General features: G+C 65.3%; 27 protein-coding genes and 1 tRNA gene. 15 read left to right on the top strand and 13 right to left on the bottom strand.

Annotated elements, in window-relative coordinates; translation table 11 throughout:
• Window positions 1-34 precede the first annotated feature (34 nt).
• The 7 genes from mtgA to MLD63_RS01090 all read right to left on the bottom strand — a co-directional run bounded on the left by mtgA (window position 35) and on the right by MLD63_RS01090 (window position 9961).
• On the bottom strand, window positions 35-760 hold the full coding sequence (mtgA, locus tag MLD63_RS01120) for a monofunctional biosynthetic peptidoglycan transglycosylase (RefSeq protein WP_255327998.1): 726 nt from the start codon (window positions 758-760) through the stop codon (window positions 35-37).
• 98 nt (window positions 761-858) lie between these two features.
• Entirely contained in the window at window positions 859-5352 is a 4494-nt protein-coding gene (gene gltB / locus MLD63_RS01115; protein WP_439957615.1) for a glutamate synthase large subunit, read from the bottom strand.
• Window positions 5353-5402: 50 nt separating this feature from the next.
• Window positions 5403-5825: a GFA family protein gene (locus MLD63_RS01110; RefSeq protein ID WP_255327996.1), complete on the bottom strand. Its 423-nt coding sequence runs from the start codon at window positions 5823-5825 to the stop codon at window positions 5403-5405.
• Window positions 5822-6532 (bottom strand): hypothetical protein, encoded by a 711-nt coding sequence (locus MLD63_RS01105; RefSeq protein ID WP_255327995.1) that lies wholly within the window; start codon window positions 6530-6532, stop codon window positions 5822-5824. Before MLD63_RS01105 ends, MLD63_RS01110 begins: the two co-directional genes overlap by 4 nt.
• A 3-nt stretch (window positions 6533-6535) precedes the next feature.
• The gene (locus tag MLD63_RS01100; protein ID WP_255327994.1) at window positions 6536-8023 is read right to left on the bottom strand and encodes an NAD(P)-dependent oxidoreductase; all 1488 of its coding nucleotides are present in this window, start codon (window positions 8021-8023) and stop codon (window positions 6536-6538) included.
• A gap of 148 nt (window positions 8024-8171) precedes the next feature.
• Window positions 8172-8975, bottom strand: a complete 804-nt coding sequence (locus tag MLD63_RS01095) for an undecaprenyl-diphosphate phosphatase (protein WP_439957600.1) — start codon at window positions 8973-8975, stop codon at window positions 8172-8174.
• A complete protein-coding gene (locus MLD63_RS01090) occupies window positions 8975-9961 on the bottom strand; it encodes a complex I NDUFA9 subunit family protein (RefSeq protein ID WP_255327993.1) in 987 nt (328 codons plus the stop codon). The genes MLD63_RS01095 and MLD63_RS01090 overlap by 1 nt, the downstream gene beginning before the upstream one ends.
• A 172-nt stretch (window positions 9962-10133) precedes the next feature.
• Between MLD63_RS01090 and MLD63_RS01085 the strand changes: the two genes are divergently transcribed.
• From MLD63_RS01085 to lptB, 6 genes are all read left to right on the top strand, one after another.
• Window positions 10134-10218 (top strand) — tRNA-Leu (locus MLD63_RS01085).
• A gap of 135 nt (window positions 10219-10353) precedes the next feature.
• On the top strand, window positions 10354-10968 hold the full coding sequence (locus MLD63_RS01080) for a ribonuclease D (protein ID WP_255327992.1): 615 nt from the start codon (window positions 10354-10356) through the stop codon (window positions 10966-10968).
• Between the two features lie 30 nt (window positions 10969-10998).
• Entirely contained in the window at window positions 10999-11958 is a 960-nt protein-coding gene (locus MLD63_RS01075; RefSeq protein WP_255327991.1) for a KpsF/GutQ family sugar-phosphate isomerase, read from the top strand.
• 7 nt (window positions 11959-11965) lie between these two features.
• Window positions 11966-12538 carry a hypothetical protein gene (locus tag MLD63_RS01070; protein ID WP_255327990.1) on the top strand — a complete coding sequence of 191 codons (573 nt, stop codon included), beginning with the start codon at window positions 11966-11968 and terminating at the stop codon, window positions 12536-12538.
• Window positions 12539-12559: 21 nt separating this feature from the next.
• Window positions 12560-13045, top strand: coding sequence for a lipopolysaccharide transport periplasmic protein LptA (gene lptA, locus MLD63_RS01065; protein WP_255327988.1), 486 nt, complete (start codon window positions 12560-12562; stop codon window positions 13043-13045).
• Window positions 13045-13791 (top strand): LPS export ABC transporter ATP-binding protein, encoded by a 747-nt coding sequence (lptB, locus tag MLD63_RS01060; RefSeq protein ID WP_255327986.1) that lies wholly within the window; start codon window positions 13045-13047, stop codon window positions 13789-13791. Before lptA ends, lptB begins: the two co-directional genes overlap by 1 nt.
• A 3-nt stretch (window positions 13792-13794) precedes the next feature.
• Here the strand turns inward: lptB and MLD63_RS01055 are convergent, their stop codons facing one another.
• Window positions 13795-14028: a hypothetical protein gene (locus MLD63_RS01055; RefSeq protein WP_255327985.1), complete on the bottom strand. Its 234-nt coding sequence runs from the start codon at window positions 14026-14028 to the stop codon at window positions 13795-13797.
• A 119-nt stretch (window positions 14029-14147) separates the two neighbouring features.
• Entirely contained in the window at window positions 14148-14951 is an 804-nt protein-coding gene (locus tag MLD63_RS01050; RefSeq protein WP_255327984.1) for a hypothetical protein, read from the bottom strand.
• A 239-nt stretch (window positions 14952-15190) separates the two neighbouring features.
• Between MLD63_RS01050 and hpf the strand changes: the two genes are divergently transcribed.
• The 3 genes from hpf to MLD63_RS01035 all read left to right on the top strand — a co-directional run bounded on the left by hpf (window position 15191) and on the right by MLD63_RS01035 (window position 16582).
• The gene (gene hpf / locus MLD63_RS01045) at window positions 15191-15769 is read left to right on the top strand and encodes a ribosome hibernation-promoting factor, HPF/YfiA family (RefSeq protein ID WP_255327983.1); all 579 of its coding nucleotides are present in this window, start codon (window positions 15191-15193) and stop codon (window positions 15767-15769) included.
• 96 nt (window positions 15770-15865) lie between these two features.
• A complete protein-coding gene (locus tag MLD63_RS01040) occupies window positions 15866-16330 on the top strand; it encodes a PTS sugar transporter subunit IIA (RefSeq protein WP_255327982.1) in 465 nt (154 codons plus the stop codon).
• 63 nt (window positions 16331-16393) lie between these two features.
• Window positions 16394-16582: a hypothetical protein gene (locus MLD63_RS01035; RefSeq protein WP_255327981.1), complete on the top strand. Its 189-nt coding sequence runs from the start codon at window positions 16394-16396 to the stop codon at window positions 16580-16582.
• 13 nt (window positions 16583-16595) lie between these two features.
• Here MLD63_RS01035 and MLD63_RS01030 read toward each other — a convergent pair whose 3' ends face one another.
• Both MLD63_RS01030 and MLD63_RS01025 read right to left on the bottom strand, forming a co-directional pair.
• Window positions 16596-16985, bottom strand: a complete 390-nt coding sequence (locus tag MLD63_RS01030) for a VOC family protein (protein WP_255327980.1) — start codon at window positions 16983-16985, stop codon at window positions 16596-16598.
• Window positions 16982-17851 carry a branched-chain amino acid aminotransferase gene (locus MLD63_RS01025; protein ID WP_255327979.1) on the bottom strand — a complete coding sequence of 290 codons (870 nt, stop codon included), beginning with the start codon at window positions 17849-17851 and terminating at the stop codon, window positions 16982-16984. Before MLD63_RS01025 ends, MLD63_RS01030 begins: the two co-directional genes overlap by 4 nt.
• Before the next feature lie 139 nt (window positions 17852-17990).
• Here MLD63_RS01025 and MLD63_RS01020 point away from each other — a divergent pair, with 139 nt between their 5' ends.
• The 3 genes from MLD63_RS01020 to MLD63_RS01010 are packed head-to-tail and all read left to right on the top strand — an operon-like array spanning window position 17991 to window position 20113.
• Entirely contained in the window at window positions 17991-18503 is a 513-nt protein-coding gene (locus MLD63_RS01020) for a MarR family winged helix-turn-helix transcriptional regulator (protein ID WP_255327978.1), read from the top strand.
• A gap of 32 nt (window positions 18504-18535) precedes the next feature.
• Window positions 18536-19243, top strand: coding sequence for a response regulator (locus MLD63_RS01015; protein WP_255327977.1), 708 nt, complete (start codon window positions 18536-18538; stop codon window positions 19241-19243).
• Between the two features lie 21 nt (window positions 19244-19264).
• Entirely contained in the window at window positions 19265-20113 is an 849-nt protein-coding gene (locus MLD63_RS01010; RefSeq protein WP_255327976.1) for a uracil-DNA glycosylase, read from the top strand.
• Here the strand turns inward: MLD63_RS01010 and MLD63_RS01005 are convergent.
• The gene (locus MLD63_RS01005; protein ID WP_255327975.1) at window positions 20110-20889 is read right to left on the bottom strand and encodes a protein-disulfide reductase DsbD domain-containing protein; all 780 of its coding nucleotides are present in this window, start codon (window positions 20887-20889) and stop codon (window positions 20110-20112) included. The two genes, MLD63_RS01010 and MLD63_RS01005, sit on opposite strands and share 4 nt — an antisense overlap.
• Window positions 20890-21013: 124 nt before the next feature.
• Between MLD63_RS01005 and MLD63_RS01000 the strand changes: the two genes are divergently transcribed.
• Window positions 21014-21607, top strand: coding sequence for a YqgE/AlgH family protein (locus MLD63_RS01000; protein WP_255327974.1), 594 nt, complete (start codon window positions 21014-21016; stop codon window positions 21605-21607).
• Here MLD63_RS01000 and MLD63_RS00995 read toward each other — a convergent pair.
• Window positions 21604-22548: an L-threonylcarbamoyladenylate synthase gene (locus MLD63_RS00995; RefSeq protein WP_255328470.1), complete on the bottom strand. Its 945-nt coding sequence runs from the start codon at window positions 22546-22548 to the stop codon at window positions 21604-21606. The genes MLD63_RS01000 and MLD63_RS00995 overlap by 4 nt on opposite strands.
• 111 nt (window positions 22549-22659) lie before the next feature.
• On the opposite strand from MLD63_RS00995, the gene MLD63_RS00990 reads away from it, so the two are divergent.
• Together MLD63_RS00990 and MLD63_RS00985 are read left to right on the top strand one after the other, a co-directional pair.
• On the top strand, window positions 22660-24348 hold the full coding sequence (locus MLD63_RS00990) for an acyl-CoA dehydrogenase (RefSeq protein ID WP_255327972.1): 1689 nt from the start codon (window positions 22660-22662) through the stop codon (window positions 24346-24348).
• Complete coding sequence (locus tag MLD63_RS00985) at window positions 24345-25376, top strand: MBL fold metallo-hydrolase (protein ID WP_255327971.1); 1032 nt, start codon at window positions 24345-24347, stop codon at window positions 25374-25376. Before MLD63_RS00990 ends, MLD63_RS00985 begins: the two co-directional genes overlap by 4 nt.
• The last annotated feature ends 28 nt before the right edge of the window (window positions 25377-25404 follow it).

Here is a 25404-nt window from a genome sequence, read left to right as displayed (position 1 = left end):
CCCCGCGTTTCAACCACGCCGGGCAAAGGACGGGTCAGGATCCGCCGTCGAAGCAGGCGGCACGACCGTCGCGCGCGATCGTGGCGGCGCCGTCTGCAATGGCGGCCGAGCGGCGTGACGATTCGGGACGGCGGGTTTTCGGGGCGGGCAGGATCGCCGCCAGACGCGCCGCCTGCACCGTCGTCAAGGCGTTGGGTGTCGTGCCGAAATGATGCCGCGCTGCGGCCTCGATCCCGAAGATTCCGGGCCCGAATTCGGCGACGTTGAGATAGACTTCCAGGATGCGACGCTTGGACCACAGCGCCTCGATCATCGGGGTGAAGGCGGTTTCCAGCAGCTTCTTGGGCCAGGACCGGCCCTGCCACAGATAGACGTTCTTCGCCGTCTGCTGGGTCAGGGTGGAGGCGCCGCCGGAGGAGCCGGCGGCGATCACCTTGCGGATTTCCGCCATGTCGAACCCCCAGTGGGTGCAGAAATTCGCATCCTCGGCCGCGACGACGGCGCGCGTCATCGCCGGCGCGATCTGTTCGATCGGCGTCCAGCGGCGAGGTTCGGTCGCCTCGCGTGCGATGGTCAGCGTGGTCGGCGGATTGATCAGCCCGTAGAAGGCCACCAGCACCGCCATCAGAAGCAGGATGCGGGTGGCGATCCATCCGGTCCAGCGCAGCACCCAGCGGGCAAGGCGGCGGATGCTCAGGGACTTGCGAGCCACGTTTCCGGGCGCTTCCAGTTCGTCATCGATGGTGGTCCGACGGCTCATGCCCTTCGCTGTCCCACGCGCGGCGTCGCTGCGTCAAGAAACCGGCCGCGACCGCCCGCGGGTTTTTCCCGCGGTGCGGCCATTCGGTCAGTCCCGCCCTATTCGGCCGGGACCGCGCGCTCTTCCTCGACCGGCATGATCGGGTGGGGCAGATGGGACAGCATCTCCTGCGGGCAGACCTGCAGGAAGTTGCCCCGCTCGGTCGTCCAGTCCTGCAGGATCGCCGCGGCCTTGCGAGAGCCTGTTTCGCGCACGTGACGCTCGACCAGCTCCTTGAGCTCGGTTTCCCAATGGTCCTGGGTGACCGGGCACATCACCAGCGTTTCCGGGTTGATGTAGTCGCGGGCGATGCCCTGCGGGTCATAGAGATACGCCATGCCGCCGGTCATGCCGGCGCCGAAATTCGCGCCGATCCGGCCCAGGATCACCGCGACGCCGCCGGTCATGTATTCGCAACCGTTGGAGCCGCAGCCCTCGATCACCACCTTGGCGCCCGAGTTGCGGACCGCGAAGCGCTCGCCCGCGCGGCCAGCCGCGAACAGGTAACCCTTGGTCGCGCCGTAAAGGACGGTGTTGCCGATGATGACGTTGTCGGCCGCTTCCAGCGGGCTGATCATCGGCGGACGCACGACGATCGTGCCACCCGACAGGCCCTTGCCGACATAGTCGTTGGCATCGCCCGAGACCTCCAGCTTCAGCCCCGGCGCCGCGAAGGCCCCCAGCGACTGGCCGGCGCTGCCGGTCAGCTTGACCGTCAGGTGATCGGGCTGCAGGTCATTGCGCATGCCGAAGGTGCTGACGATCATGCTGGATGTGCGCGTGCCGATGGTGCGGTGCGTGTTGCGGACCGCGTAGCTGAGCTGCATCTTTTCGCCATCGCTGAAGAAGCGCTCGGCGTCGCGAATGATCTCAGAATCCAGCGTGTCCATCACCGCGTTGCGCGGTTTCGAGCGGTCGTAGACGATCTTGTCCGCGCCATCGACGGTGATCAGCAGCGGGTTCAGGTCCAGATCGTCCAGATGCGCGGCCCCGCGGCTGACCTGGGTCAGCCGATCGGCGCGACCGATCACCTCGTCCAGCGACCGGGCGCCGATCTCGGCCAGGATCTCGCGCACTTCCTGGGCGTAGAAGGTGATCAGGTTCACGACCTTGTCGGCGCTGCCGTTGAACATGGCGCGAAGGCGTTCGTCCTGCGTGCAGACGCCCACCGGACAGGTGTTCGACTGGCACTGGCGGACCATGATGCAGCCCATCGCGATCAGGGCGGCGGTGCCGATGCCGTATTCCTCGGCCCCCATCATCGCCGCCATGACGATGTCGCGGCCCGTCCGCAGACCGCCATCGGTGCGCAGCGTGACGCGTTCGCGCAGACGGTTCATGGCCAGAACCTGATGCGCCTCGGTCAGGCCCATCTCCCACGGCAGACCCGCGAACTTGATCGAGGTCGCGGGTGAGGCGCCCGTGCCGCCGTTATGGCCCGAAATCAGGATCACGTCGGCCTTGGCCTTGGCAACGCCCGCCGCGATCGTGCCGACGCCGGACGAGGCCACCAGCTTCACGGTGATCTTGGCGCGCGGGTTGATCTGCTTCAGGTCGTAGATCAGCTGCGCCAGATCCTCGATCGAGTAGATGTCGTGGTGCGGCGGCGGGCTGATCAGCATCACGCCCGGCGTCGAGTGACGCAGCCGCGCGATCAGCTTGGTGACCTTCATGCCGGGCAGCTGCCCGCCTTCGCCGGGCTTGGCACCCTGCGCGACCTTGATTTCCAGCTCTTCGCAGGCGTTCAGGTATTCCGCGGTCACGCCGAACCGGCCGGAAGCGACCTGCTTGATCTTCGCCGCCGGATTGTCGCCGTTGGGTAGCGGGTGGTGGTGCGCCGGGTCCTCGCCGCCCTCGCCGCTGTCGGATTTCGCGCCGATGCGGTTCATCGCGATGTTCAGCGTCATGTGCGCTTCGGGCGACAGCGCGCCCAGCGACATGCCCGGCGTCACGAAGCGCTTGCGGATCGAGGTGATCGATTCCACCTCCTCGATCGGGACCGGCTTGCCCAGCGGCTTGATGTCCAGAAGATCGCGGATGTGGATTGGCGGATTGGCCCGGATCGTCTTCGAGAACTGCTTCCAGGTGTCGTAGCTGGCCTTTTCGCAGGCCAGTTGTAGCAGCCGCATCGTGTTGGCTTCCCAGGCGTGCTTTTCACCCGAACGGCGCAGCTTGTAGAAGCCTCCGACCGGCAGAAGGTCGGTGGTGTCGCCGTGGAAGCCCTTGCGGTGAATCTCCACCTGCTTTTCCTGCAGGCCGTGCAGCCCGATGCCGGAAATGCGGCTGTGCATGCCGGGGAAATATTCCGCGACCATCGCGCGGGACAGGCCCACCGCCTCGAAGTTCAGGCCGCCGCGATAGGATGACAGGACGGAAATGCCCATCTTGGCCATGATCTTCAGCAGGCCCGCGTCGATCGCATCGCGATAGCGGCGCATGTTGTCGATCAGGCTGCCTTCCAGCAGACCGCGATCGATGCGGTCTTGCACGGAATCCTGCGCAAGATAGGGGTTCACCGTGGTGGCGCCGCAGCCGATCAGCACCGCGAAGTAATGCGGATCGACGCATTCGGCGGAACGGACGTTGATGGAACAGAAGGTGCGCAGCCCCTTGCGGGTCAGCCAGGAATGGACCGCTGATGTGGCCAGGATCATCGGCAGGCCGACGCGGCCCACGCCCTGATCCTCATCCGTCAGAACGATATGGCCCGCGCCCGAGCGGACGGCATCCTCTGCCTCGGCCCGGATACGGGCGAGGTTGTCGGCCATCGCGTCCTGTCCGGCATCCTCGGCGAAGGTGCAGTCGATACGCGTGACCGCCTCGCCGAACATGCGAGTCATCTCTTCGAACTCGCCATTGGCGACGAAGGGCGTTTCCAGCAGCAGGATTTCCGTCTGTGCGCTGGATTCGTCGAGCACGTTCTTGAGGTTGCCGAAGCGGGTCTTGAGGCTCATCACCCGCGTTTCGCGCAGGCTGTCGATGGGCGGGTTGGTGACCTGGCTGAAGTTCTGGCGGAAATAATGCGACATCGGCCGGTATTTCGCCGACAGGACGGCCGCGGGTGTGTCGTCGCCCATGCTTCCGATCGATTCCTTGCCGTCTTCGGCCATGGGCGCCAAGACGGATTCCAGTTCCTCGATGGTGAATCCCGCCGCGATCTGGCGACGACGCAGCTCTTCGCCCGAAAAGCGCGCCGTTTCCGGCAGGTCGCGCATGATGTCGTTGAGCTGGACGATCTTCTCGATCCACTCGCTGAAGGGCTGGCTGGCCGCAAGCCGATCCTTGATCTCGACATCGTGGTAGAGCTTGCCCTCCCACATATCGACGGCGATCATCTGGCCGGGGCCAAGCGCGCCTTTTTCGACCGCCTTCGACTCATCAATCGGAACCATTCCGACTTCGGAGCCGGCGACCAGCAGGCCGTCGCCGGTGACGACATAGCGCATCGGGCGCAGGCCGTTGCGGTCCAGCCCGCCGCAGACCCAGCGGCCATCGGTCATGGCAAGTGCTGCGGGGCCGTCCCACGGCTCCATCACGGCGTTGCAATAGGCGTACATATCGGCCCAGGCCTTGGGCATGTCGGTCGTGGCCTTGGACCAGGTTTCGGGAACGAGGATGGTCTTGGTCATCGGCGCCGACCGGCCCGAGCGCACCATCACCTCGAACACCGCGTCTAGCGCGCCGGAATCCGAGCTGCCCGCCGGGATGATCGGCTTGATGTCTTCGGCCGCTTCGCCGAACGCGTTGGACGCCATGCGAATCTCATGGCTGCGCATCCAGTTGGAATTGCCCTTCAGCGTGTTGATCTCGCCGTTATGGGCCAGCATGCGGAACGGTTGGGCCAGCCACCATTGCGGGAAGGTATTGGTCGAGTAGCGCTGGTGGTAGATCGCGAAGGCGGACTCGAAGCGGTCGTCCTTGAGGTCGGGATAGAATTCCGCGACCTGCTCGGCCAGCATCATGCCCTTGTAGATGATCGACCGGCACGACAGCGAGCAGAAGTAAAGCTGCCCGACCTGCGCCGCGATCGCCGCCTTCTCGATCCGGCGGCGGATGATGTAAAGCTCGCGCTCGAACTGGATCTGGTCGATGTCCTTTTCGCAGCGGATCAGGATCTGCTCGATCTCGGGGCGGGTGGCATTGGCCTTTTCGCCCAGCACGCCGGTATCGACCGGGACGTGGCGCCAGCCATAGATGTAGTGGCCCATCCGCAGGACCTCGGATTCCACGATCGTCCGGCAGCGTTCCTGTGCGCCGAAATCGGTGCGTGGCAGGAAGACCTGCCCGACGGCGATCAGCTTTTCGGTGTCGGGTTCGTGTCCGGTGCGGCGGATCTGGTCGTAGAAGAACTGCACCGGGATCTGGACATGGATGCCCGCACCGTCGCCGGTCTTGCCGTCCGCATCGACCGCGCCGCGGTGCCATACGGCTTTCAGGGCATCGATGCCCTTCTGGACGACCTGCCGGCTGGCGGTGCCGTCGATGTTGACCACCAGACCCACACCGCAGGACGAATGTTCGTCATCAGCCCGGTAGAGGCTGTGCTGATCCATGAAATTGCGGCGCTCTTCTTCCTGGCGCTGCCACTCGGGCGAAAGCTCGGTCATTGTGAGGCCTCCACATGGGGGTTCTGGGATTCGTATTCGGTGCGCTCGATGCGGGGATGATCACCCGCGAGCGTCGCAAAGCGCATGGCGCAATCGGCGTAGACTTCACGCACCAGAGGAAAGGTCGCGGCATCGTCGAAGAGGGCGGGGGACAGTTCGTAGTCCCCGCCATCGTCGCGCAGCCACAGGTTCGCGCCGCAGCGCGGGCAGAAGGCGCGTTCGGCGAAATCGACCGCGCGAAAGCGGCGGACCTCGCCTGTGACGGTCACGGCGTCGGCGGGTGCGTCGAAGCCGGCCATCAGCCCGCCGCCCGCACGGCGGCAATTGGCGCAATGGCACGCGCTGATTTCGGGCGTCCAGCGCGACAGGGCGATGGTGACGTCGCCGCACAGGCAGCGTCCGTGGATCGTCCCGCTCATGATGCGCCGCCATCGTAGCGCTGCATCAGCGCCATCATCATGTCGCAGTCAAATTCCGGCGTGGTGCTGGCAAAGCCTGGCTGACCGGGGAAAGAGAAGGTGACGGGGCTGTCGTTGGTTTCGCCCGATTCGCCGGTCCAGTCCCGGAAGGTCTCGATCCCGCCGAAGAAGCGGCCCATGGCGCGGTTGATGTATTGCTGACCCTCGCGCTCGATCAGCAACTCGCCGGTCGCATCGAAGGTTTGCAGACGGAAACGGGTCTTTTCCAGCTTGATCCCATCGATAGTCACGGTTTCGCCCGTCAACTCGTCGTGGCCGACGTGGTGAAGACGCTCGCCGTTGTTGGACAGGGTCCAGAAATCGAACGTGTCCCGACCTGTTTCGAGCAGTGTCGAGAAGCTGGCGTCATCGGCGGCGCCGTCCTCCAGCGTGTCGCGCAATCCGGTCGCGATCGTGGTGCTGTCCATCCACCGCGTCTCGGCGTCGATGCGCGACAGGTAGGACAGGCCGCCTTCGTCAAAGGTCGCCGTCCATTGATCGCCCTCGGCATCGGCCTCGCAGCGATAGATCTGGTTCACCGTGCAGCTGCGGTTCTGAACCGTAACCTCCAACGTGCAGCCCTGCGGCGGGGTAAAGTTCGCGGCCGTCACTGGCCCGGCCGGAACGGCCAGGAGCAGTGCAGCGAGCAGGCGGGGATGCAGCGACATGCGCTATTCCGCCGCGACCTGACCGGCGCCGGCCAGTTCCGCCATGATGCTGTCGGCCGCCTCGCGCCCGTCGCGGATCGCCCAGACGACAAGGCTGGCGCCGCGCACGATGTCGCCCACGGCATAGACGCCGGGCAGGCTGGTCGCATGGGTGCGGTAATCGGCCTTGATCGTGCCCCAGCGTGTGACCTCCAGTCCTTCGGTGTTCCACAGCTTGGGCAGATCCTCGGGCTCGAAGCCAAGCGCCTTGATGACCAGATCGGCGGGTTCGTCGTAATCGGCGCCCTCGATCAGTTCGGGTGTCTGACGGCCGCTGACATCGGGCTGGCCCAGGCGCATCTTCTGCACGCGAACGGCGCTGATCGTCGCCTGTTCATCGTTAATCGGCGTGTCGAGACCAGTCTCACCCTCGACCGCGCCGGTGCCCGCAAAGCTGCCGGGGGCGGAAAGCCAGACGAATTCGACGCCTTCTTCCTCGGCATTGGCGACCTCGCGCTGGCTGCCCGGCATGTTGGTGCGGTCGCGGCGGTAGAGGCATTTGACCGATTGCGCGCCCTGACGGATCGCGGTGCGGACGCAGTCCATCGCGGTGTCGCCGCCGCCGATGACGACGACGCGCTTGCCTTTGGCGTTCAGTTCGCCGTCTTCGAAATCGGGCACGTCGTCGCCGAAATCGATCCGGTTCGATGCGGTCAGAAAGTCCAGCGCGCGGACCACGCCCTGCGCTTCGGCATTGTCGATATCCAGATCGCGGGTCTTGTAGACGCCGGTCGCGATCAGCACCGCATCATGCTTGCCGCGGATCGCGTCGAAGCTGATATCCTCGCCCACATTGCAGTTCAGCACGAATTCGATCCCGCCCTCTTCCAGCTGGCGGTTGCGACGCTCGACCACCGGCTTTTCCAGCTTGAAGCCGGGAATGCCGTAGGTCATCAGCCCGCCTGCGCGGTCGTGGCGATCATAGACGGTGACCTGATAGCCCTGACGCCGCAGACGGTCGGCCGCGGCCAGTCCGCCCGGACCGGCGCCGATGATGCCGACGCTTTCCGCGCGTTCTTCACGCGGCGCAATCGGGCGGACCCAGCCTTCTTCCCAGGCGGTGTCGGTGATGTATTTTTCGACCGCACCGATGGTGACGGTGCCGTGACCCGATTGCTCGATCACGCAATTGCCTTCGCAGAGCCGGTCCTGCGGGCAGATACGGCCGCAGATTTCCGGGAAGGTGTTGGTTTCCTGGCTGACGTCATAGGCTTCGCGCAGCCGGCCTTCGGCGGTCAGGCGCAGCCAGTCAGGAATGTTGTTGTGCAGCGGGCAATGCGTCTGACAATAGGGCACGCCGCACTGGCTGCAGCGGCTGGATTGCTCGGCTGCCTTGGCGTCGGCAAATTCGCGGTAGATCTCATGAAAGTCGTCGCTGCGATCTGCGGCGCTACGCTTTTCCGGCATCTCGCGCTGCACGGTCACGAATTTCAGCATTTTCTGCGTAGCCAAGGCTGCGTCCTCCCGCGTCGGAATGGTCCGATGCGTTTACGCCAAGTGCAAATCGAATAAAAGTCAGCATTACTGACGTAATTGCTGATTTGTTGGCGCGAGCTTCACCAGGTTCGAGCATAGCGCTCCGAAACTAGGTCAGTATCGCTTACGCAGTCATCAGAAGAGCCAGCAGCGCCACGCTTCCCACGATGATTCGCCACCACGCGAAAAGTGCATAGCCATGCCGCGAGACATAGCCGAGGACCCAGCGCACCACGACCAGGGCGGTAAGGAACGTGCAGACGAAGCCGACGACGATATTCAGGCTTGCGGATGCATCAAGGATTGCGCGGTTCTTGTAGAGGTCGAATGCGAAGGCGCCGAACATGGTCGGCATCGACAGAAAGAATGAGAACTCGGCCGCCGTGCGCTTGTCCGCCCCGAGCAACAGGCCGCCGACGATGGTGGCGCCCGAACGGGACACGCCGGGGATCATCGCCAGACACTGGATGAAGCCGATCGTCAGCGCGACGGGCAGGCTGATCGCCTCGATCCGGTGAAAGCGGGGCGTTGGGGCGTTCCGGTCCACGTAAAGCAGGACGAACCCGCCGAGGATCAACATCACCGCGATCAGCATCGGCGTCTCGAACAGGACCGTCTTGATGAACCCATGCGCCAGAACCCCGATCACCGCTGCCGGCAGGAAGGCCAGTAGAACCGCGATGATGAGGTGGCGCGAGGTCGGGTTTGTCCTTGCGGTCGAGAAGACCTGCCACAGCTTGGCTGCGTAAAGCATGATGACCGCGAGGATCGCCCCAAGCTGGATGACGACTTCGAAGACATTGCCGGGTGAGTTGAAGCCAAGGAAGCGGCCGGCCAGAAGCACATGACCGGTCGATGAAACGGGGACGAACTCGGTCAGCCCCTCGAGCACGCCGAGGAGCGCGGCGACAATCGTGTCCTGCTGCATCAGTCGGCGCGCAGGTTCTTGGCCGATTTCTTGATCGTCTCGTACTGGCCCGAGGGACGGAACCGCCACAGATAATCGTCGATCACCGCCTGCGGGGCGGTGGGGGTGATCCCGAAGGCATCGAAGCCTTGGGCGCCATCCTCGACCACATTATCCTTTGACAGCAGCTTCAGCTGGTCGCGGGTCAGGATGCCGTTGCTGATCAGCCCGCCCGACACGGTCTGCACCATGTCGAGGGCGCCGGCACCCAGCCGGGCAAGCCAGATCGGCTGGTTCACCACCAGCCGCCGCCGGTCGATCGAAGTCAGGGCTTGCTGAACGATATCGCGCAACGTCAGCACGTCGGGTCCACCAAGCTGGTAGATGCCGGGGGCGACGCCACCTTCGGCCGCGATCGCCGCGGCCTGCGCCACGTCGCCGACCCAGACCGGCTGCATCTTCGTGTCGCCAGCGGCGATGTTCACCACCGGGCCGAACCGGGCCATCGAGGCGAATTTGGTATAAAGGCTGTCACCCTCACCGAACATGACCGAGGGGCGCAGGACGACGGCATCGGGCCGCGCCTCCAGCACCGCTGCCTCGCCGCGCGACTTGGCGGCGACATACTTGCTGTCGCTGTCGGGGTCGATGCCGATCCCCGACACATGGACCAGCCGCTCTACCCCCATCTCGCGCGACAGGCGCGCGACATTCGCCGCCCCGTCGACGAAGATGGTCTGGAACGTGCTCTTGCCCTTGGGGCTGGTGATGTTGACGCAGTTGATCGCGGCATCCGCATCGGTCAGGACCGCGCGAACCGACGCCTCGTCCCGGATGTTGCACAGGACCGGCGCGACCTGGCCCACATGGCCGTAGGTCCGGGTGAACAAGGCCTCGTCAGGGCGGCGAACCGCGATGCGGACGCGCCAGCCGCGCCGCGCCAGATCGAAGGCGACATGACGCCCCAGAAAGCCCGAACCGCCGAAGATGGTGACCAGTTTGGCCATAGGTGCCCCCGTCTCTGCCGTGTCTGCTGATACCGCGCGCGACGCGGGCGGGCAAGCCAAGTCGGCTCGGCCGATCGCGTATGGGGGCAGGCGGCAGGTGACCGCGCAAAACTTCACGGGACCCCGTTGACACCCCCCGACACCACGGATACATCCCCCGCTCACGCGACCTGCCCAGGTGGCGGAATTGGTAGACGCGCACGGTTCAGGTCCGTGTGCCGCAAGGCGTGGAGGTTCGAGTCCTCTCCTGGGCACCATTGCTGAAAAGCCCCCCGAAGCCGCATGGTTTCGGGGGGCTTTCGGTTTGTGGCTAAGGGCTGGCCCGGCACGGACTGGATTTGTCCTGCCCGCTGGTCCATAGCGACGAAAATCAAAATGCGGACCAGACGGGCATGAGCATCAATCTCTACCAGAACGACCTGCCGGACGATCTCGACCTGGGCAAGATCGTGGCGATCGACACCGAAACTATGGGCCTCGACCCGCGCCGGGATCGGCTGTGTCTGGTGCAGATGTCATCGGGCGACGGCAACGCGCATCTGGTCCAGATCGCGCGGGGTCAGCACGAGGCGCCGAATCTGACCAAGATGCTCGCCGATCCGAAGGTGCTGAAGCTGTTTCATTTCGGCCGCTTCGACATCGCCGCGCTGGAAAACGCGTTCGGCGTGGTCACGACGCCGGTCTGGTGCACGAAGATCGCGTCCAAGCTGGTGCGCACCTTCACCGATCGGCACGGGCTCAAATATCTGGTGAACGAACTTGCGGGCGAGGATATCTCGAAGCAGCAGCAGACCAGCGACTGGGGTGCCGAGGCGCTGTCGGACGCGCAACTGCAATATGCGGCGTCCGACGTCCTGCATCTTCACAAGCTCAAGGCCGCGCTGGAGGCGCGGCTGAAACGTGAGGGGCGGATGGGTCTCGCGCAGGCGTGCTTCGACTTCCTTCCCGCGCGGGCGCATCTGGACCTGCTGGGCTGGGGGGATGAAAACGACATCTTCCACCACTAGCTTCAGGCGACCGGAACAGGCCGGAGAACGATGATGAGCGACGCACAGAATTACCTCGACACCGCACGCCGGGTAATCCGCATCGAGGCGGACGGCATGGCGGCGCTGGCTGACGGGTTGGGGCCGGACTTCGCGCGAGCGGTCGAAACGATCCTGGCCGCGACCGGACGAGTCGTCGTGTCGGGGATGGGCAAGTCGGGCCATGTCGGCCGCAAGATCGCGGCGACCTTCGCTTCGACCGGGACGCCCGCGCAATTCGTTCACCCGGCCGAGGCGAGCCATGGCGATCTGGGCATGGTGACGCAGGGCGATGTCGCGCTGGTTCTGTCAAATAGCGGCGAGACGCCTGAAATCGCCGATCTGGTCGCGCATACGCGGCGCTTTCAGATTCCGCTGATCGGCGTCGCCTCGCGCCCCGATTCGACGTTGCTGCGGCAATCGGACGTCGCTTTGGTTCTGCCGCGGGCCGAGGAAGCCTGCGGGACCGGGATCGTGCCGACGACCTCGACCACGATGACGATGGCCCTGGGCGACGCGCTGGCTGTCGCGCTGATGGAGCATCGGCGCTTCACGCCCGAGCATTTCCGCACCTTCCATCCCGGCGGCAAGCTGGGCGCGCGGCTGGCGCGGGTGGCCGACCTGATGCATGCCGACATGCCGATGGTGACCGAGGACGCGCCCATGTCAGAGGCGCTTCTGACCATCAGTCAGAAGGGCTTCGGCGTGACCGGTGTGAAGAACGACGACGGACGCCTGGTCGGGATCATCACCGATGGCGACCTGCGGCGGCACATGGACGGGCTGCTGGACCATTCCGCCGCCGAGGTCATGACCCGTGCCCCCCGCACGATCCGACCCGAGGCGCTGGCGGAAGCTGCGCTGGCCGAGATGCAGGACCGCCGTATCACCTGCCTGTTCGCGCTGGACGGCGAAGGTCAACCCGCCGGCATCCTGCATATCCACGACTGCCTGCGCGCCGGCATGGTCTGAGCGCGCGATGAACCGCACCCGCATCGTCCGCTGGCTGCGCGTGATCCTGCCTTTGGCGGCCTTGGCGATCCTGTCGACCCTGTTCCTGCTGTCACGCAAGCCGGGTTCGGAACCTGCACTGCCCTATACGGAAACCGAGCCGGGTGAGGTCGCGTCGGGGCAGCGGATCACCGCGCCGGAATATGCGGGCGTGACGGACGACGGCGCCGCGATCTCGCTGTCTGCCGCGCGCGCCATACCGGCGGGCGACACAACGACGGATGCGCAGGGCCTGCGGTTGACATGGCGCGCGCGCGACGGTTTGTCCGCCGATCTGGCCGCGCCCGAAGCCGCGATGGGCGAGGGACGGGTGACATTAAGCGGTGGCGTTCGCATGACGACGTCTTCCGGCTGGATCCTGACCGCGCCCGAATTCCGCGCCGACACTGCCGAGAGCCGCATCGAGGCCCCCAGCGCGGTACGCGGCAAGGCGCCCTTCGGTGATCTGTCCGCGGGCGCGATGACATTGACGCGCGAGGGCGGCGCCGATGATCACGTCTTGAATTTCACAGACGGGGTTCGTCTGCTATATCAGCCCTGACCGTCCGTTCCGGAGTTGCCGATGCTTTCCTTGCCGCGCGCTGTCCTGATCCTGTCGCTGCTGACGACGGTGCCCGCTTTTGCCCAGAACGTCGCCTTTGGTGGCATTCGCGCCGATACCAGCGCGCCGGTCGAGCTTGCCGCGGATTCGCTGCAGGTGAACCAGTCCGACGGCACCGCCGTCTTCACCGGAAACGTGGTGATCGGGCAGGGTGAGATGCGGCTTTCGGCGGACGAGGTCACGGTCGTCTATGCCGATGGCGACCAGCAAAAGATCGATCGTCTTCAGGCGACTGGCAATGTGACGCTGGTCAATGGCCCGGACGCGGCCGAAGCATCCGAGGCTGAATACGATGTCGCCACCGGCAATATCGCGCTGTCGGGCGACGTGGTGCTGACCCAGGGCCAGAACGTACTGCGCGGCGATCGCATGACCGTAAACCTGGCGGAGGGCTCTGCGCAGGTTGACGGGCGTGTCCGCTCGGTCCTGCAGCCTGGCGGCAATTGATGGACGGCACGCGGGTGACGACCGGCGCCCTTGGCGTTCGCGGACTGCGGAAATCCTATCGCAACCGGCCGGTGATCCGCGACGTGTCGCTGGATCTGGCGCGTGGCGAAGTCGTGGCACTGCTGGGACCGAACGGGTCAGGCAAGACGACCTGCTTCTATTGCATCGCGGGGTTGGTCCAGCCGGATGCGGGGGAGGTGACAATCGACGGGCAGGACGCAACCAATCTGCCGATGTTTCGGCGTGCGCGGATGGGCATCGGCTATCTGCCGCAGGAGATGTCGATCTTTCGCGGCCTGACGGTCGAGCAGAACATCATGGCGGTGCTGGAGCTTGCTCAGCCGAACAGTCATCGTCGGCGTGAGGCGCTGGAAGGCCTGCTGGGCGACTTCTCCATCGGACATCTGCGCGGAGCCCCGGCCATGGCCCTTTCCGGCGGCGAACGGCGGCGGGTCGAGATTGCGCGCTGCCTGGCCTCCAACCCGTCGTTCCTTCTGCTCGACGAGCCGTTCGCGGGCGTCGATCCAATCGCCGTGGGTGAAATCCGGTCTCTGGTCCAGGACCTTAAGTCGCGCGGGATCGGGGTGCTGATCACCGATCACAATGTGCGTGAGACACTGGGGATCGTCGATCGCGCCTACATCCTGCATGACGGGCGTGTCCTGATGTCGGGCACGACCCAGGATATCGTCGCGGATGCGCGCGTCCGCGAAGTGTATCTGGGCGAGGGGTTCAGCCTGGGCTGAGCGTCACGACGTGAGGCCCTTCGAATGACCACAGCGCGATCCGCCTGACGCCGGCATGGGGCGCGTCTGCACCGGCGCGGCATCGTCGGACGGAACGGTTTGCTGGGCTGTCGCCTCACCCTGCGGAAGGGTCGGCATCGTGGTCTGGGGCACCGGGGTCGCCTCTTGCGCAACCACGGGCACCGTGCCGAGGGTCAGGGCGGCAATGGTCAGGACAGTGAACGGTAAACGGCTCATCGTAACCTCTCATCGGGTGAAAGTGTGCGTGGCTGTCGTGCGTCCGTCCAGTATGAGGGGCGTATCCGCGGTGGGGCAAACATTTTCGTCAGCCGCATCGCGCACGGCTTTGTGACCGCCTATTGTCCCAGCACCCGGTTCACAATCTGGCTTTGCGTATTTTTGGAAAGGTGACCGGCTTCCACCTGTTCCTTGACTGCCATCAAGAGGCTGTCGACCTGATTGTCGTCCATCTCGACATTCTCAAGCGGCAAGGCGTTGACAAGCGTAATCGCCTGAGCATCCGTCAACAGCCCTTCGCCGATGGCATCGCCGGTATTCTGCAGGCAGACGAAGATCCCATCAGCGTCCGTCATCTCGCCGCACTGGTCGGCCCAGACATTCACGACCGGCATAGACAGCGCCGTTGACTGCACGCCGCTGATCTCATCCGTCGAGAGCGGCTGGACGGCCTCGATTGTGGCCTTGTAGCAGTCCGGATCGTAATCAGCGTCAGAGAGCGATTCGGCGATTGCGTTTTGCAGACCCTGATAGGCGGTGTTGAGGTTCGAGGGCTGTGCCAGATCGTCCGTAACCAGTTTCAGCACGCGTTCAATCTTGCTGCGCTCATCCTCGATCACGGCAAGCGCGGGACAAGTGGCGGGGTCTATTGCGCCCGCGTCGGCCGTGTCCGTCATCTCGGTGCCAGTATCACTGGTTCCCGCTACCTCGCTCGCCGGCGTGTTCGCCGCATTATCGGCCAACGGCGGCTCTGTCTCGCCAGTCTGGGCCGCCTGCTCGCTGGTTTCTGCCGGTTCTGCATCTGCCCCACTCATCGCAGCGTCTGGCGAAGTCGCGGCCGCGTCCTGCGCGATGGCGGGAGACGACAGCGCCAGCGCAACGGCGAGTGCTGTGATAGAGGGATTGAACAGGTCTCGGGTCATTGCGGTGCCTTTCGGTTTTCAACGGCAATCGTCGCGTCACGTGTCTTAACGCACGAAGCCGGTTCGCGCTCCCCGTCGCGACAAAGCGCGGATTCTTGTGCGGAATATCGCCGAGCCGTTGACAGGCAGACCGGAGTGTCACCAACTTATTTTAAGCGAGGCCGGTGCGCCTCGTTCCGATTGGCCCGCGAGACCTGTCCGGTCTGGCGCGCCAGCCGGACCATCTGAAAGGAACGACAATGCGCTACACCATCAGCGGAAAACAACTCGACGTTGGCGATGCCCTGTCCACGCATGTTGAAACGGAACTGAGCGAAACGCTTGAGAAATATTCGCAGCGACCCACCGATGCGACCGTCACCTTTTCCCGCGATGGCCACCTTTTCCTGTGCGATTCGGTCGCCCATCTGTCGAGCGGGCTGACCGTCCAGGCAAAGGGGTCGGACACCGAGATCTATGCCGCGTTCGAGGCGTGCCGCGAGAAGATGGACAAGCAATTGCGCCGCTACAAGCGCCGCCTGAAGGACCACCACAAGGATCGCTCCAGTCCGGTTGAATTCATGGAAGCCGGCATGTATGTGCTGGCCGCCGACGAGGATGAGTGGGAATCGCGGGACGAAACCGGCCTGCAACCGATCATCATCGCCGAGATGGAGGCGCGTGTTCCGACCCTGTCGGTGGGCGACGCCGTGATGCAGATGGAGCTGGCGGGTTCGCCCCTGCTGGTGTTCCGCAACGAGAAGCACGGGGGCGTCAATGTCGTCCATCGCCGCGAGGACGGCAACGTCGGCTGGATCGATCCCCGCAGCGCAGGCTGACACGGATCGGCCGTTGCGCACGACCGTGACCAGCGGGGTCGCCGTTTGACAAATCTTGTGTGGCCCCGCACCCTGAGGCAGGGAAGACTGGACTGAATGCAGATCGGTGAAATCCTCAAGCCCGAGGCCGTGCGGTCCTTCGGGCAGGTGAGTTCCAAGAAACGCTTGTTTCAGGAATTGGCTGATCTTGCGCATGTCGCCTATGGCTTGTCCGCCTCGGACGTCCTCGATGCACTGCAGGAACGCGAGAGCCTTGGCCCCACAGGCGTGGGGCAGGGCGTGGCCTTGCCGCATGCGCGGCTGCACGGTCTGGACCGGGTCGCGGGGCTGTTTGTTCGACTCGAAAAGCCGCTCGATTTCGACGCGGTGGACCGACAGCCGGTCGATCTGATCTTCGCGTTGCTGGCCCCCAACAACACGGGCGTCGACCACCTGAAGGCGCTGGCGCTGGTCTCTCGCAGTTTGCGCGATTCGGATCTGCGCCAGAAGCTGCGTGCCAATGATGACCCGACCGCATTGCACGCGGTTCTGGCCGCGGCACAGGGCATCAAGGCGGCCTGATCCGCGTTCAGGGCTGAATTTCGGGCGGATCTGGTCTATATTGGCATGGTGAGGAGGATCACCATGACCCGACATCTCAGTGATAAACCGCGCGAGACCGGCGCTGCCCGGATGCGCGAATACACCCGCCAGGAACGCGAGAATGGACGTCACCCGTCCACCGTCGCGCTGCATGAACGGCCACGCTCGGCTGGTGACGGCAATCGCAAGTTGCGGGAATTCACACGGATCGACAGGGGCGGCGAGACCTGATCCCCACGCGTTTCTATCTGCGCTGGATCAGATCCCACAAATTGCCCCACGGATCGGCAAAGACCGCGACCCGGCCATAGCTGGTATCGACGGGTTCGCGAACGATGCGCACCCCTGCATCGCGCAGCCGGGAAAGGTCGCGGTCGAGGTCGTCGGTGTCCAGAAACAGAAACACGCGGCCGCCGGTCTGATTGCCGATGGCCGCCCGTTGATCGTTTGTCGAGGCTCGCGCCAGGAGGATCGAGGCGCCGCCGCCTGAAGGTTGGACCAGAACCCATCGCTTGCCCTGCTGCGACTGGTCGATGTCGGCGGTCAGCTGGAAGCCGACCACCTCCACGTAGAACCGGATCGCCTCGTCGTAATCCGGTACCACCAGCGCGACATGGGCAAGGGTGTGGCTCACGAGCGGACGAGTGCCTCGTAATCCTCGGCGACCTCGCGCGTGGTCTGGCCCACTTGGAAGTGGTATTCACCGATCTGTCCGACGGGCGTGACCTCTGCCGCGGTGCCGGTCAGCCAGCACTCACTGAAATCAGCCATCTCCTCGGGGCGGATACGGCGCTCATGGACCGTCAGGCCCTTGTCTTTCAACATCTGGATAACCGTCTGGCGGGTGATGCCGTTCAGGAAGCGATCGGCCAGTGGCGTGTGGATCTCGCCATCCTTGACGAAAAAGATGTTCGCACCTGTCGCCTCGGCCACGTAGCCTTCCCAGTCCATGAACAAGGCGTCAGAGCAGCCTTTCTCTTCGGCCGCATGTTTGGACATGGTGCAGATCATGTAGAGTCCGGCGGCCTTCGCGGCGGTCGGAATCGTCTCCGGGCTGGGTCGTTTCCATTTGGCGATGTCGAGCTTGGCGCCCTGCCATTTGGCATCGCCATAGTAGCTGCCCCATTCCCATGCCGCGACGGCCATCCGAACCGGGTTCTTGCGGGCCGAGACCCCCATGTCCTCGCCCGAGCCGCGCCACATCACCGCACGAACGTAGGCGTCGGTGAACCCGTTCGCTTCCAGCACGGCCTGCTTGGCCGCGTCGATCTCGTCCGCGCCGTAGGGTGACGTCATGTCGAGAAGTCGCGCCGATTCGATCAGCCGCAGCGAATGTTCGTGACCCTTGAAGATCTTGCCGGAATAGCAGCGCTCGCCTTCGAATACCGAGCTGGCGTAATGGAGCGCGTGGGTCAGCACGTGGACTTGCGCATCGCGCCAGTCGATCAGGTTGCCGTCCATCCAGATCTTGCCGTCTCGGTCGTCATACGCGCCAGCCATCTTGCTCTCCATCGCCGCGGCTTTCCACAAATTGCGCAGATTCGGCTCAGAGTGCCAAAATCTTTCGCAACACGGCTTGACCGCTAGCAACCGTTTCCTAGAAAGTCAACAAGACTGCCATATCGTCGAGAGGAACAGGATGCGCGACAAGGTGCACAATGTCGGGATCGGCGGCGAAAGCCTGCTGTTTCTGACCGACGATCAGCTTCGTCGCGGGATCGAGGCGATGTTCTTCGCCTACCGCGCTTTCACCGCCGATCCCGACCAGATTCTGTCTGAAATGGATTACGGCCGCGCGCATCATCGCGCACTGCATTTCATCAACCGCGACCCGGGACTGACCGTGACCTCGCTGCTGGCCGTGCTGGGCGTGACCAAGCAATCGCTGAACCGCGTCCTGCGAACGCTGATCGAGGATGGGTTGGTCGAAAGCCGCATCGGGCGTCGTGACCGACGCGAGCGGCAGCTTCACGTCACCGACGCGGGCGCCGCGCTGGAACGTCGCCTGTCCGAGGCGCAGCGGGCGCGGATGCGGGCGGCCTATCGCGCCGCCGGCCCGCAGGCCGTCGCCGGTTTCCGGCTGGTGCTGGAGGCGATGATGGACCGCGAAACGCGCGCACAGTATCAGGCAATGAAAGAGCTGCCGGATTGATCCGGCCGTGATGAAACTGCCGGATTGATTGCATGGCCAGCCCCGACACGCATGTTCTGATCGTCGATGACGACGCCCGCATCCGCGCGCTTTTGCGTCGGTTTCTGGAACGCGAGGGGTTCTACGTCACGCTGGCCCGCGACGCCGCGCAGGCACGGCGATTGCTGGGCGGGTTGGAATTCGACCTGATCGTGCTGGACGTGATGATGCCGGGCGAGGACGGCTTTTCGCTGACCCGCGATCTGCGCAAGACCATGCAGACGCCCATTCTGCTGCTGACCGCGCGCGGAGAGACCGAGGATCGCATCACCGGGCTGGAAAGCGGCGCGGACGATTATCTGCCCAAACCGTTCGAGCCGCGCGAGCTTCTCTTGCGGATCAGTGCGATCCTGCGACGGGTGCCGGTCGTCGAGGTTGCCCAGCCCAAGTTCCTGACGCTGGGCGCGCTGCGTTACGACACCGAAAAGGGCGATCTGTGGCAGGGTGAGACGCTGGTGCGCCTGACAGGATCGGAACAGGCGTTGCTGCGCAGGCTCGCGGCCAGCCGCGGCCAGCCGGTCAGCCGTTCCGATCTGATCGAGGATCTGGGCCGTGGCGGTCAGGCCGAAGAAGGCGAACACAGCGAGCGCGCCATCGACGTTCAGATCACCCGCCTGCGTCGCAAGCTGGAGACCGACCCGAAAGAGCCGCGCTATCTGCAGACGGTCCGGGGAACCGGCTACATGCTGGTCGCGGACTGAAGCCCGCGATAGGGTCGCGCGATGGACGATGCGGTGCGATATCTGGGTGCGAACGTGGACGCGGATACGGCTCTGGCGCTGCTGCAATGGCAGGCCGAGATGGGCGCGGACGAGGCGATTCTGGACGAACCGCTGGACAGGTTCGACATTGCCGAACGGACGCCAGCCCCTGTCGCAGCAGAACAGCTTCCGAATCCTGCTGCCCCGCCAACGTCCGAGCGTCCGGCGGCGACCGCCAGTCCAGATCACGCGGCCCTGCTGTCCGAGGCGCACGCCCTGGCCGGGCGTGCCACGACGCTGGCAGAGCTTGCGGCCCTTCAGGAAGGCTTCGACGGGATCGACCTGAAGAAGGGCGCGCGCCGATTCTGCTTTGCCGACGGGCGGCCCGACGCGCGTGTGATGGTGCTGGGCGAGGCGCCCGATGATGACGATGATGTTCAAGGCCGGCCCTTCGCGGGTCCTCCGGGTGCGATGCTGGACCGGATGTTCGCGGCGATCGGCCTTTCGCGCGATGCCGTCGACGCCGAACGCGCGCTCTACCTCGCCAATATTCTGCCATGGCGCGCGCCGACAGGCCGTGATCCCGCACCAGAGGCCATCGAGCTGAGCCTGCCGTTCCTCCGCCGTCACGTCGAACTGGCGCAGCCCGAGGTGATCGTGCTGTTCGGGAATCTCGCCTGCGCGGCGGCGTTGGGGAGACAGGGGATCTTGCGCATGCGCGGTCAGTGGGCCGAGGCGTTCGGCCGCCCGGCCCTGCCGATGGTCCACCCTGCCTATCTGCTGAAGACGCCCATCGCCAAGCGAGAGGCTTGGGCCGACCTGCTGTCGCTGTCGGCCAGGCTGGACGAAATGGCGGCGGGGCGATCCTAGTCGGCGCGGTCGCAGCCGCGGTATTCGGTGGCGCGCCCATCATCGATGGCGGTGAAGACAAGGGCGCTTTCGTCAACCTCGAAAGGTTCACGGCTCGGTCCGACCAGATCGGCCACGGCAGTCCCGCTGTCGTCTATATCGGCGCCTGAAACCCAGACATCTGGCGCATCCGCCAATTCGATCGCGACGGCCTGCGGTCCACCGCGCGACGGGACGCGGGCATGAACGCGCATGCCGTCGTCGATGGCGGCAATGCCGCAGGTGGGCCGCTCGCTGCTGATCACCGGCTCGGCTGCCAGCGCCGCATCGATCAGGGGATCGCGCTCGGGCAGCGGTGATGACGCTTCCAGTGAAAGGTTGGCCGGCACGCAGATCGTCTCGCACAAACCGAAGCTGACCGTGAGCGAGACCGCGACAGGCTCCCTCTTCGCTTCGGGCTGAATCTCGATCGGCAGGACCAGACGATCGTGGAACCCCAGCGTCCGATCGTCACCCGAGACGATGACCTCTGGCGCAGGCCAATGTGGCGTAACGGCGCCCACATTGGTGCTTGCGGACCAGTCGAATTCCGGCGGGATGCCGCTATCGCCGGGCTTGCGCCAGTAAGTCTTCCAGCCGGGTTCCAGCTGCAGGTCCAATGCTACCATGCGATTGCCGTCCTGCGTCACCCATCCGGGCAGCAGGGTGGCGGACCGAAGACCGGGGGGCAAGGTCTCTGCAAGAACGGGTCCGCAGATCGACGACGCGAACAGCACGGCAAGGGCAAGTCTTTTCATGCGGGCCAATCTAGGCGTGGCGACGCTGGCGTTGAAGTCACAACCGCGCGCGGAGCGCGCTCGGCGCTGGCCGGGGCTTGTATAGATGCGGGCCAGTGCCGATCTTTCAGGAAAAGGAGCAGCCATGACAATGCCCACCTCGTTTCGTGATGATACCAACCTGACCGGCCGCATCCTGATCGCGATGCCGGGCATGGAAGACCCGCGTTTCGCCCGGGCGGTGGTTCTGGTCTGCGCCCATTCCGACGAAGGCGCGATGGGTCTGATCCTGAATCGGGCGATGCCGGATGTCAGCTTTTCGGACCTGCTGGAACAGTTGGAGATCAAGACCGAGGATGGCCTGACGCCGGTCGAGGTACGCTTCGGCGGACCGGTCGAGCCCGCGCGCGGATTCGTGCTGCATCTGCTGCCGGAAGACGACGAGGAACCCGAAGATGGTGTTCTGCGCATCAGTCCGCGGCTTGCGATGACCACCAGCCGCGACATCCTTGTGGACATCGCCCATGGCGACGGTCCCGAAGCGGCGGTGCTGGCGCTCGGCTATGCCGGCTGGGGTCCCGGACAGCTGGAGGATGAGATGGCGGCGAACGGTTGGCTGACCGGCGAAAGCGGGGAGGAGTTGATCTTCGCGCCCGCCGACAGCCCGAAATGGGACATCGCCTTGAAGGCGCAGGGGATCGATCCCTCGACCTTGTCGACGATGTCCGGTCGCGCCTAGCGGGGGGCTGCCGCCCGGCGCAGCCGGTCGTTGATCGCGCGCCCCAGACCGTGATCCGGGATCGGCTGCACCGCGATCGGGCGACCGGTGCGGTCGGCCTTGTGCAGAATGTCGAACAGGCGCGCCGCAGCTTCGACCAAGTCACCAGATTCCGACAGGCTGAAATCGCCGGCCCGACCGAAGGTCAGCAGCGTCTCTCCTGGCAAGGCCTCGGTCGCATTCAGGCGCAGGCTGGCCTCGGGCGCGTAATGGCTGGCAAGCTGACCGGGCGAGGTCAGCGGTGCATTGGTCGCCGGTCGCGCCAAGGGGGCGCCCAGAGCATCCTCGATCGACTCTGCAGGAATCCCGCCGGGGCGCAGCAGCGTAGCGGAGCCGTCCTGCCAGCCGACGATTGTCGATTCCACGCCGACGGCGCAGGGACCTGCATCCAGCACCGCAGCGATCCGGCCGCCGAGACCGGTCCGTTCGTCGATCACATGATCCGCCGTCGTCGGACTGATCCGGCCCGAGGGGTTCGCCGACGGTGCGGCGAGCGGACGATCCGCCGCCAGCAGCAGCGCGCGTGCGACCGGATGGGCAGGAACCCGCAAGGCCACGCTGTCGAGACCTGCCGTCACGATCCCCGCGATCCCCGCCCGTGGATGAAGCGGCAGGACCATAGTCAGCGCGCCGGGCCAGAAGGCGGCTGCCAGACGCTCGGCCTCGGCATCGAAGCGGGCAACAGCCTGCGCGGCCTCGACCGAGGGCAAATGCACGATCAGCGGATTGAAGGAGGGTCGGCCCTTCGCCTGATAGACCCGCGCGACCGCCTCTGCATTGGTCGCATCGGCGGCGAGGCCGTAGACCGTCTCGGTCGGCATCGCGACGCATTCGCCGGCGCGCAGCAGCACGGCGGCCTGCGCGATACCATCCTGATCCGCCTTGAGTCGCAGGGTTTCCATCATGACGCGGGGTTCGGGTTGCGGGAAAGCCGACCGTCTCTAGTATGCCGGCTGACGCGCGCTGTTACCCGCAGGCGGTATCGTTGCCAAGTCGCGCGCAGCGGAGGAACCATGCCCTATCAGGCCCCGGTCGATCAGATCAGCTTCATCCTGCGACACGTCGTGCCGTTCGACAAGGTGGCCGGAACCGAGCGTTACGCCGAGGCTACGGACGATACCGTCGATGCGATCCTGACCGAGGCAGGCCGGATGGCGGCCAATGTTCTGGCACCGCTGAACCGCGCGGGCGACCTGAACCCGGCGCGGCTGGAAAACGGGGTCGTCCGGACCTCGCCCGGTTTCGACGCGGGCTTTCAGGCCATTGCCGAGGGTGGCTGGATCGGTCTTTCAGCCGATCCCGATCATGGCGGCGCGGGCCTGCCACAGGCCCTGAACATGGCAGTCAACGAGATGCTGTCCTCGGCCTGTCTCGCGCTGCAGCTGAATCCGCTGCTGACCCAGGGCCAGATCGAGGCGCTGGAGCATCATGCCAGCGACGAGCTGAAGGCGCTGTACCTGCCCAAGCTGATCTCGGGCGAGTGGACTGGCACGATGAACCTGACAGAGCCGCAGGCGGGCAGCGACGTCGGCGCGCTGACGACCAAGGCCGAACCGCAGGGCGACGGAACCTACAAGATCACCGGCCAGAAGATCTACATCACCTGGGGTGACAGCGACTTCGCCGGGAATGTCTGCCACGCGGTTCTGGCGCGGCTGCCGGATGGCGAAAAGGGCACGCGCGGGATCAGCCTCTTCATGGTGCCGAAATATATTCCCGATGCCGAAGGCAAGCCGGGCGTGGCCAACAGTCTCAAGGTCGTCTCGCTGGAGCACAAATTGGGTATTCACGGCAGCCCGACCTGCGTGATGAGCTACGAGGGCGCGACCGGCTGGCTGATCGGCGAGGAGCACAAGGGCATGGCCGCGATGTTCACGATGATGAACAACGCCCGCCTTGGTGTCGGTGTCCAGGGCGTCGGCGTCGCCGAAGCCGCGCTGCAGCAGGCGGTCGCCTACGCGCGCGACCGCGACCAGATGGGGCCGATCTTGGGCCACGCCGACGTTCGTCGCATGCTGGCCGTCGCGCGGGCCGAAATCTTTGCCGCGCGCGCGATCTGTCTGGCCTGCGCGACGGCGACCGACATGGCGCGCGCGACGGGCGATGCCGACTGGGCCGCACGCGCGGCGCTGCTGACCCCGATCGCCAAGGCCTACGGCACCGATGTGGGTGTCCGGGTCGCCGATGCCGGTGTGCAGGTCCATGGCGGCATGGGTTACATCGAAGAGACCGGCGCTTCGCAATTCCTGCGCGATGTCCGCATCACCCCGATCTACGAGGGGACGAACGGCATTCAGGCGATGGATCTGGTCGGCCGCAAGCTGATGGACGAGGGCGCGGCGGCGCAGGCGCTGCTGGACGAGGTGATGGACGGCGCGCGCGAGATGAGCCACGTCAACCCCGAGCGGGTCGAGGAATTGTGGAAGGCCGCTGAAACGCTCAGCGATGCCACCGCGCGGATGGTCGCGCGCGCACCCGAGGATCGCTTCGCCGGAGCGGCGCCCTATCTGTCGGCCTTCGCGCGGGTGCTGGGTGCCTATTATCATCTTCGTGCCGCGCAGGCAGGGGACGATGACCACAAGGCGCTGGCGCGGATCTATCTGGATCGCATTCTGCCGCGCTATGCTGCCGATCTCGCCGAAGCGGCTGCGGGCGTCGCGGATCTGAACGCCGTCTCTGACGAAGCCCTGGGGCTGACGTGACGGGCGGCGGGATCCGCACGCCCTTCTCCGAGCCGCCCGCCGAGGGCGAGGCGCAGGAAATCGCACCGGGCGTCCTGTGGATGCGGTTGCCGCTGCCGATGGCGCTGGACCATGTGAACGCCTTCGCCTTCGCGGACGACGATGGCTGGACCACCGTGGATACGGGTTTCGACTCGCGCCGGACCCGCGCCATCTGGGAGGCGCTGCTGGCGGGTCCCCTGGCGGGGCGCCCGGTCGCACGCCTGCTGGCTACGCACCACCATCCTGACCACTTGGGTCTGGCTGGCTGGTTCCAGGGCCGGGGTGCTGCGCTGCTGACCAGCCGGACGGCGTGGCTGATGGCGCGGATGCTGGTGCTGGACGATCAGCCGCGCCCCGTTCCGCAGGCGCTGGAATTCTGGCGCCGGGCCGGGATGCCGGCCGATCTGCTGGCCGAACGGGCTGCCGAAAGGCCCTTCAACTTCGCCGATGTCGTGCATCCGCTGCCGCTTGGCTATACCCGGCTGACCGAAGGCGATCGCATTCTCTTCGGTGGGCGCGACTGGCTCGTGCGCGTGGGTCACGGTCATGCGCCCGAGCATCTGACGCTGTGGTCGCAAAGCGATGATCTGGTGATCGGGGGCGATCAGCTACTGCCTTCGATCTCGCCCAATCTCGGCGTCTATCCCAGCGAACCGGATGCCGATCCGGTGGGCGAGTGGCTGTCGTCCTGTCGGGCCTTTGCCGAGCTGGCCGAACCGCGGCATCTTGTCCTGCCCGGCCACAAGCTGCCGTTCACCGGCCTGCCACACAGGCTGGGCCAGCTGATCGAGAACCACGTCTCGGCGCTGGACCGGATGGAGGCCGCGATGGCGCTGCGCCCGATGAGCGCCGTCGATGCCTTCGAAACGCTGTTCAAGCGACCGATCGGACGCGGAGAGTTCGGTCTCGCGCTGGTCGAGGCTGTGGCCCATGTGAACCACCTGCGCAGGCAGGGTCGCGTTCACAAGGCTGGTGAAAGGGACGGTGCGGTGCTGTGGGGGGCGTGACAGGCGCGCATCGATCCGCTATCGGACA

Source organism: Paracoccus albicereus (assembly GCF_024359525.1).
Lineage (GTDB): Bacteria > Pseudomonadota > Alphaproteobacteria > Rhodobacterales > Rhodobacteraceae > Paracoccus > Paracoccus albicereus.
This window is presented reverse-complemented; position numbering and strand designations above follow the sequence as displayed.

Bases quoted from the DNA above. Each gene is read 5' to 3' on its own strand.
- mtgA (WP_255327998.1), bottom strand. From the start codon at position 760: ATGAGCCGTCGGACCACCATCGATGACGAACTGGAAGCGCCCGGAAAC.
- gltB (WP_439957615.1), bottom strand. From the start codon at position 5,352: ATGGATCAGCACAGCCTCTACCGGGCTGATGACGAACATTCGTCCTGC.
- MLD63_RS01110 (WP_255327996.1), bottom strand. From the start codon at position 5,825: ATGAGCGGGACGATCCACGGACGCTGCCTGTGCGGCGACGTCACCATC.
- MLD63_RS01105 (WP_255327995.1), bottom strand. From the start codon at position 6,532: ATGTCGCTGCATCCCCGCCTGCTCGCTGCACTGCTCCTGGCCGTTCCG.
- MLD63_RS01095 (WP_439957600.1), bottom strand. From the start codon at position 8,975: ATGCAGCAGGACACGATTGTCGCCGCGCTCCTCGGCGTGCTCGAGGGG.
- MLD63_RS01090 (WP_255327993.1), bottom strand. From the start codon at position 9,961: ATGGCCAAACTGGTCACCATCTTCGGCGGTTCGGGCTTTCTGGGGCGT.
- MLD63_RS01080 (WP_255327992.1), top strand. From the start codon at position 10,354: ATGAGCATCAATCTCTACCAGAACGACCTGCCGGACGATCTCGACCTG.
- MLD63_RS01075 (WP_255327991.1), top strand. From the start codon at position 10,999: ATGATGAGCGACGCACAGAATTACCTCGACACCGCACGCCGGGTAATC.
- MLD63_RS01070 (WP_255327990.1), top strand. From the start codon at position 11,966: ATGAACCGCACCCGCATCGTCCGCTGGCTGCGCGTGATCCTGCCTTTG.
- lptA (WP_255327988.1), top strand. From the start codon at position 12,560: ATGCTTTCCTTGCCGCGCGCTGTCCTGATCCTGTCGCTGCTGACGACG.
- lptB (WP_255327986.1), top strand. From the start codon at position 13,045: ATGGACGGCACGCGGGTGACGACCGGCGCCCTTGGCGTTCGCGGACTG.
- MLD63_RS01055 (WP_255327985.1), bottom strand. From the start codon at position 14,028: ATGAGCCGTTTACCGTTCACTGTCCTGACCATTGCCGCCCTGACCCTC.
- MLD63_RS01050 (WP_255327984.1), bottom strand. From the start codon at position 14,951: ATGACCCGAGACCTGTTCAATCCCTCTATCACAGCACTCGCCGTTGCG.
- hpf (WP_255327983.1), top strand. From the start codon at position 15,191: ATGCGCTACACCATCAGCGGAAAACAACTCGACGTTGGCGATGCCCTG.
- MLD63_RS01040 (WP_255327982.1), top strand. From the start codon at position 15,866: ATGCAGATCGGTGAAATCCTCAAGCCCGAGGCCGTGCGGTCCTTCGGG.
- MLD63_RS01035 (WP_255327981.1), top strand. From the start codon at position 16,394: ATGACCCGACATCTCAGTGATAAACCGCGCGAGACCGGCGCTGCCCGG.
- MLD63_RS01025 (WP_255327979.1), bottom strand. From the start codon at position 17,851: ATGGCTGGCGCGTATGACGACCGAGACGGCAAGATCTGGATGGACGGC.
- MLD63_RS01020 (WP_255327978.1), top strand. From the start codon at position 17,991: ATGCGCGACAAGGTGCACAATGTCGGGATCGGCGGCGAAAGCCTGCTG.
- MLD63_RS01015 (WP_255327977.1), top strand. From the start codon at position 18,536: ATGGCCAGCCCCGACACGCATGTTCTGATCGTCGATGACGACGCCCGC.
- MLD63_RS01010 (WP_255327976.1), top strand. From the start codon at position 19,265: ATGGACGATGCGGTGCGATATCTGGGTGCGAACGTGGACGCGGATACG.
- MLD63_RS01005 (WP_255327975.1), bottom strand. From the start codon at position 20,889: ATGAAAAGACTTGCCCTTGCCGTGCTGTTCGCGTCGTCGATCTGCGGA.
- MLD63_RS01000 (WP_255327974.1), top strand. From the start codon at position 21,014: ATGACAATGCCCACCTCGTTTCGTGATGATACCAACCTGACCGGCCGC.
- MLD63_RS00995 (WP_255328470.1), bottom strand. From the start codon at position 22,548: ATGGAAACCCTGCGACTCAAGGCGGATCAGGATGGTATCGCGCAGGCC.
- MLD63_RS00990 (WP_255327972.1), top strand. From the start codon at position 22,660: ATGCCCTATCAGGCCCCGGTCGATCAGATCAGCTTCATCCTGCGACAC.